Here is a 6,747-nt window from a genome sequence, read left to right on the forward strand (position 1 = left end):
TTGTGTTTGGCGCAGTCTATAGCAACTTCTGCCTTCTTTGAAGTAACTTTTGCCTTCACGTTTCGGTGTTTTGCACACTCTGTAGCAACTTCCGCTTTCCCTGAAGTAACTTCTGTCTTCAAGTAAAGAAACTCTAAAAAATAAATTATCCAATTTCACCGAATCAAAAGGATTTTCTCTATAGATAAGACAATCTGAGGCTAATAGCTGGGACGATGACCTCTTTACAATGTTTATATGCGGCTTGTCCTATCTCAATTGCTGCAGAGCTAGCGTTCTTGTTCCCAACCGAAGTTCGCACTTCGTAGCCTTTTCCGAAGTCTCCTTCTTGATATGCTTTATATGTTCCTTTGTTTCCTTTTAGATGATAGTTGTGAGTGGAATAAAAATATGTAAAATGCCATCTACCATCACTTGATGTGTGAGTCTCAAACTTATCGGTCGCCATGGTTCTTTTGAAGTTTAATTGTCCTCCTGGTACATCGTACTCATCGTCATTGATCGCGTCAATTAATAGTGTTGTGACTTTTAAAATCTCACTTTGGTATTTCTCTTGTTCTTGTTTCTGTAAAACACTCGTTGGTATTTTTTCCGTCGCATCCGTTAATTGTTCGTAGAGTTCCCGAAGTTCAGGCTCTGTGTATTTGGTAGTCTCAATCATTTGTGGAATTTTTAATAAATTCGCCAAGTATTCACCCGTTGCTATCTTCATTCTCATGAGCACCGTGTTGTCTTGTGCACATGAACTGATATCTGAATAGAGACTTGTGGTTCTTTGGATATCCTTTCTTCTGTCTATTACTCCTGTTGTTGTTACTCCATTTTGAGCATTATGATCATTTTTCTCACCCTCGCTTCCTTGCACCTCAAGGGGACGGTCTTCTGCTTTGTACGGCTTTCTGCGAACTATCGTGTTGCTCTGCTGCACCACATGGGTCAACTCATGCGCCAACAACTCCTGTCCGCCCCGACTCCCAGGATTATATTCCCCCTGTCCAAAGAACACATCCTGTCCCATTGTGAAAGCACGCGCCGCAATTGACCGATTCAACTGGTCAGATTGACCATCTGTGTGAACCTTCACCCTACTGAAATCAGCGCCAAACGCTTGTTCCATCGGTTGGCGGATATTGTCCGCCATCGCTACTCCTCCACCCCTAGCTTGGTTAATGGACGCTTCCAAGTCTAGCGCAGCAACCATTCCAGCCTGACGCTGCACCATCGATTTCATCTGCAATTCTTCTTCATCCTCTGGCAATGCTTCTCGTTGCAATGTGCTAATGTCCAGAGGTTTCATTTGCAATTCTTCTTCTTCTGGCAATGCTTCTCGTTGGATAGACTGGGGATTTACAGGTTGCGCCATTGTTTGCATTACCTGCTGTGCGACGCTATCAGCTTCCTGTTCGTAAATGTCTCCAGGCTGGCTAATTGAGAGTTTTGCTTGGGGACTACGCAGTGGTATGCGACTGATATCGTGAGTAACTGGCTTATTGATTGGTTGTACCTCAGGAACCGCTTGGCGTGAAATTACCGACGATTCCAAACCAAAGCCGCGTATCGGGTGTTTCAAGGATGGAATTGAGAAGCCTGTAGTAGTTTTTTTCTGCCGGCTGATGTGTTCTCTCATTTTTTCCTCTTATTGCCCGAGCAGTAGCTAGGTAAATATTTTGCTGTTACTAACATTTAGAATACAGCGATCGCACTTATAACACAATTTATCGAAAGTCTAAATTTTTGAGAAACTCATTTTATAGTATCGAGCGATTGCCTACGGTCGCCATTGCCAAACCAACCGACAATATTAGCGTCTTGTTTCATGCTTTATTCTCGATTAGAGGTGTAGCGTGGGCAAATTCTGATAATTTGACAATTTCATGTCCATTTACCCAACTAAAAACAGATGCGGTCGCACTACTGCCTTCTTGGAAGTAACTTCTGCCTTCACGTTTGAGTGTTTCGCGCAGCCTGTAGCAACTTCTGCCTTCTTGGAAGTAACTTTTGCCTTCACGTTTGGGTGTTTCGCGCAGTCTTTAGCAACTTCTGCCTTCCTGGAAGCTATGTAGGGTGCGTTAGCGACAGCGTAACGCACCACACCGCAACTACTTCGTTAACACACCCTACAAGATCCAGCGATCGCACTAATATTTGTTCAACCTCATTGAGTACCTCAGCACTCTACAAAATTAGGCGATCGCACTAATCTACCTCCATTCCGTCCAAATGATGCACCCTGTTATTCCTGAATCCGTAATTAAGTCTGCCTGACTTAATTTTCGGATCTTTTGGTTCATTTCTGCTGTTATATTCACACTCAGCATAAGTGATGTTTGCTTCTGTTGTGAATATACCTTCAAGATTCCCCTGTGCTACTTGCGCTTTGATCTCGGAGATGATTTGCTGTACCCCCTTCTGTGTGATCAGAGTACTCCTTGGCACCTGTCCTGCACGCCGTTTAGCCACTTTCATAGCACTTTGATAATCGCCGTGGAACACATGATCCTTTAAAAACTTCTCGGAAAACCACTCCCCGTATTGGATGCGATCAGAACTAGGCGCAAGTTGTATACCCACGCCCGGTTGTGTCTCTTGCACAGACCTGCCACCTTTGTTTGGTTGTTCCACCCGCATGGTTTCTCTTGATCCCTTAGTTACGTTCGGATCCTTGACCATACCTGCCGCCCCCCCACTCTGCTGCACTACATGGGTCAACTCATGCGCCAACAACTCTTGTCCCCCGCGACTCCCAGGATTATATTCACCCGAACGAAAGAACACATCCTGCCCCGTTGTGAAAGCACGCGCCTGAATTGACCGATTCAACTGGTCAGATTGACCATCCGTGTGAACCTTTACCCCACTGAAATCTGCGCCAAATGCCTCTTCCATCGGTTGGCGGATATTGTCCGCCATCGCCACTCCTCCACCCCTAGCTTGGTTAATGGACGTTTCTAGGTCTGGCGCAGCAGCCATCCCAGTCTGAGCTTGACGCTGCACCATCGACTTCATTTGTAATTCTTCTTCATCCTCTGGCACTTCTTCTCGTTGCAGTGTGCTATTGTCCAGAGATTTCATTTGCAATTCTTCTTCATCCTCTGGCACTTCTTCTCGTTGCAGTGTGCTATTGTCCAGAGGTTTCATTTGCAATTCTTCTTCTTCTTCTTCTTCCTCTAGCAATGCTTCTTGTCGTTGCAATGTGCTAATGTCCAGAGGTTTCATTTGCAATTCTTCTTCTTTTTCCTCTGGCAATGCTTCTTGTTGGATAGACTGGCGATTTACAGGTTGCGCCATTGTTTGCATTACCTGCTGTGCGACGCTATCAGCTTCCTGTTCGTAAATGTCTCCAGGCTGGCTAATTGAGAGTTTTGCTTGGGTACGCAGTGGTATGCGACTGATATCGTGAGTAACTGGCTTATGGATTGGTTGTATTTCAGGAACCGCTTGGCGTGAAATTGTCGACGATTCCAAACCAAAGCCGCGTATCGGGTGTTTCAGGGATGGGATTGAGAAGCCTGTAGTAGTTTTTTTCTGCCGGCTGATGTGTTCTCTCATTTTTTCCTCCTGTTGCCCAAGCAGTAGCTAGGTGAATATTTTGCTGTTACTAACATCTAGAATACAGCGATCGCATTTGTAACACAATTGACCTAAAGTCTAAATCCAGGCAAAAACTAAGTTCGACTTTTGGCTACTTTTGATTCTGATGCAGTACCTTTAGCCTGGATTTAGGGAGAGTTTTTTATTTATGGACTCAAATCAGCAAAAAACTTTTTTCACGTTCGATGGAGATGTTGGCGGTACTGCTGGCTACGCTGAGGTTTCGGCGACATCTGATGCCAGCAAGGTGGCTAAAACGGCAAGTAAATACCTCAATGATTCACTGCTGATGAACCAACTCACAGAGCATGTGTATAAACTTTTGCTAGAAGACCTGCGATCGCAGCGGGAAAGGCTAGGCAATTATAATTCCCAAAGGTGGTTGTGATGGCTACAGGTGCTAATAATGGCAACATTACTCACGAATTAAATTATGTTACTACTAATCGTTTCTACGTTGAGATAGACAGTTCTATTGCTGCGTCTTTCGCTGAATGCTCAGGATTAAGCGTTCAAATTAAGAAAAATGTGTTTCAGGAAGGTGGTGTTAACGACCAGCAAAGAGTTTATTTAGGTCATACAGAATTTGCAGACATCACTCTTAAACGTGGAGTTACCGATCATCCAGGTTTTTGGAATTGGATAAATGCAGTTTTTGATGAAAAAAAGAAAACATCTCGACGCAATGTCAATATTCTAATTTTCAATCAAGCCGGTGAGACAATGATGAGTTGGACTTTGATCGGTGCTATTCCTATAACCTGGAAAACACCTGCACTCCAAGCAGATGGAAAGGCAGTTGGGATTGAAGAATTAACTTTAGCTTATGAAGGTTTACAGGTTGCAAGAGCTACCGGTGGGGGTAGTTCTGTACAACGAAATCAAAAAACAGGATATTTCGTTTCTAGTTAATTGCCTACTTTTCAAGTATAGCTATGCAAAACCTTCAATCTCCACTAGGAAACAATATTCATCCCCTTGGGGTAATATCATCTTTATCGAATCCTCAGAGAATGATATTGAAAAAAGCATCTCATTCTTTGCATTCACAAAGCAATTTTATCAGTACAATACAAACTAAACCACCATTAGTCACATCCTCGAAATTTTTATTATCTCGTCAGGATGAACCATCAATTCAACCATTAATAGGTTGGGATAGCTGGGATACTCAGGATATAAATTTTGACTCTTCTGATTCAATAACTCTATCAGAAAATACTAATGAATCAGTCAAAGACAGTATTCCAGAGACAATGCCAACTCTGAGTGAGAAAAATTCGAGTAATAATACCTCAGCACAACTAAATATTCAAAGGAAATCTAAATCAACAAAAACAAAAAAATCTCAAAATTCACCAGAAAAAAAATCAAAACCTAGAACTAAAAAGGCTATAAAATCATCAGCAGCAAAGAATGTTGAGCAAGTTGTTGAGGGAAACAATATTACTATTAACGGTAATGAAGATAGTTTATTAGCATCAGATGAGCCTTTGTCTGTTGAAGCTAATTGGGGAACTCCCACATTTCAACGAGATATTGCTTTAGACAATAATACAAATGATCGTGATTCTGTTAGTAGGATAACGCCAAGCATAACAGCATCAAGTTCGCCTATTGTTGAAGATAAATCGACTGTGTTCATAAAGATTGCTAGCGATAAGGTGCAAGTAAATTCTGAGATAACATCTAGTTTACCTAGTCCAGAGTCGTCTTTAACAGAAAGGACTTTGCCATCGCAAGAAAAGATAGAATTAGACAATAATAAAAGTGAATTAGTCGAAGATTCGCCTATCAAATCCCCTTCGTCTAATAATGTGGAGGAAATATTTAGCCCGTCTAGTAACTTTATCAATAATGAACAACAAGTAATCCCGGCAGCATCAGAATCATTTAATATCTCAGATATTCCAGCCAGCCCAACGCCGCCAAAAGAGAATATTAAAACAGATCAAGCTCCTTCTAAAGTTGATAATCAAAGTACCGCTTCTCAAGCAAATTTAATCCAAGCAAAAACGGTTAATGTCTCAGATGTCTCAGGAAATGTAACTTCACTGCAACATGACAGCAATGTTGAGAATACTACCAGCGAGTCTACAGAAAGTCAGCCCATCTTAGCACCACCTGGAATTGCTGAAGCACCAGTAGTTAGCGCCACATCACCTGAGATTGGCGAAACTGCGATCGCACCAAAAATTACCGCTACACCATCTGAAATTGGTGAAACTGCGATCACACCAAAAATTAGCGCCACATCGCCTGAAATCTCTGAAGCACCAGTAGTTAGCGCCACATCACCTGAGATTGGTGAAGCACCAAAAATTAGCGCCACATCACCTGAAATCGCTGAAACATCAGCAATTACCGCCACACCACCTGAAATTGGTGAAACTGCGATCACACCAAAAATTAGCGCTACACCACCTGAAATCGTTGAAGCACCAGGAATTACCGCTACATCACGTGAAATTGGTGAAACTGCGATCGCACCAAAAATTAGCGCCACATCGCCTGAGATTGATCAAGCAGCAGTAGTTAGCGCCACATCGCCTGAAATCGTTGAAGCACCTGAAATTGGTGAAACTGCGATCGCACCAAAAATTAGCGCCACATCACCTGAGATTGGTGAAGCACCAGGAATTACCGCTACATCACGTGAAATTGGTGAAACTGCGATCGCACCAAAAATTAGTGCCACATCGCCTGAAATCGTTGAAGCACCCGAAATTGGTGAAACTGCGATCGCACCAAAAATTAGTGCCACATCGCCTGAGATTGATCAAGCAGCAGTAGTTAGCGCCACATCGCTTGAAATCGTTGAAGCACCTGAAATTGGTGAAACTGCGATCGCACCAAAAATTAGTGCCACATCGCCTGAGATTGATCAAGCAGTAGTAGTTAGCGCCACATCGCCTGAAATCGTTGAAGCACCAGGAATTAGCGCCACATCACCTGAAATTGGTGAAACTGCGATCGCACCAAAAATTAGTGCCACATCGCCTGAGATTGATCAAGCAGCAGTAGTTAAGGCCACATCGCCTGAGATTGATCAAGCAGCAGCAGTTAGCGCCACATCGCCTGAAATCGTTGAAGCACCAGGAATTAGCGCCACATCACCTGAAATTGGTGAAACTGCGATCGCACCAAAAATTAGTG

The 6,747-nt window shown here is 43.0% G+C and carries 6 protein-coding genes; 4 read left to right on the forward strand and 2 right to left on the reverse strand.

Annotated features, from left to right (window positions below; all coding sequences use genetic code 11):
* Nucleotides 1-178: 178 nt before the first annotated feature.
* Nucleotides 179-1,627, reverse strand: coding sequence for an eCIS core domain-containing protein (locus V7K56_RS09200; protein WP_334909703.1), 1,449 nt, complete (start codon nucleotides 1,625-1,627; stop codon nucleotides 179-181).
* 107 nt (nucleotides 1,628-1,734) lie between these two features.
* On the opposite strand from V7K56_RS09200, the gene V7K56_RS09205 reads away from it, so the two are divergent.
* On the forward strand, nucleotides 1,735-1,932 hold the full coding sequence (locus V7K56_RS09205; RefSeq protein WP_334909705.1) for a hypothetical protein: 198 nt from the start codon (nucleotides 1,735-1,737) through the stop codon (nucleotides 1,930-1,932).
* Nucleotides 1,933-2,196: 264 nt separating this feature from the next.
* Here V7K56_RS09205 and V7K56_RS09210 read toward each other — a convergent pair whose 3' ends face one another.
* Nucleotides 2,197-3,549 carry an eCIS core domain-containing protein gene (locus tag V7K56_RS09210; protein ID WP_334909707.1) on the reverse strand — a complete coding sequence of 451 codons (1,353 nt, stop codon included), beginning with the start codon at nucleotides 3,547-3,549 and terminating at the stop codon, nucleotides 2,197-2,199.
* Nucleotides 3,550-3,739: 190 nt separating this feature from the next.
* Between V7K56_RS09210 and V7K56_RS09215 the strand changes: the two genes are divergently transcribed.
* From V7K56_RS09215 to V7K56_RS09225, 3 genes are all read left to right on the forward strand, one after another.
* A complete protein-coding gene (locus tag V7K56_RS09215) occupies nucleotides 3,740-3,979 on the forward strand; it encodes a hypothetical protein (protein ID WP_334909709.1) in 240 nt (79 codons plus the stop codon).
* Nucleotides 3,979-4,503, forward strand: a complete 525-nt coding sequence (locus tag V7K56_RS09220) for a phage tail protein (protein ID WP_334909711.1) — start codon at nucleotides 3,979-3,981, stop codon at nucleotides 4,501-4,503. The genes V7K56_RS09215 and V7K56_RS09220 overlap by 1 nt, the downstream gene beginning before the upstream one ends.
* Nucleotides 4,504-4,526: 23 nt before the next feature.
* Nucleotides 4,527-6,747 (forward strand): hypothetical protein (locus V7K56_RS09225; RefSeq protein WP_334909713.1); only part of this gene is annotated, 2,221 nt, incomplete at its 3' end.

The sequence above is a fragment of the Nostoc sp. genome, from assembly GCF_036917535.1.
Classification (GTDB): domain Bacteria; phylum Cyanobacteriota; class Cyanobacteriia; order Cyanobacteriales; family Nostocaceae; genus Nostoc.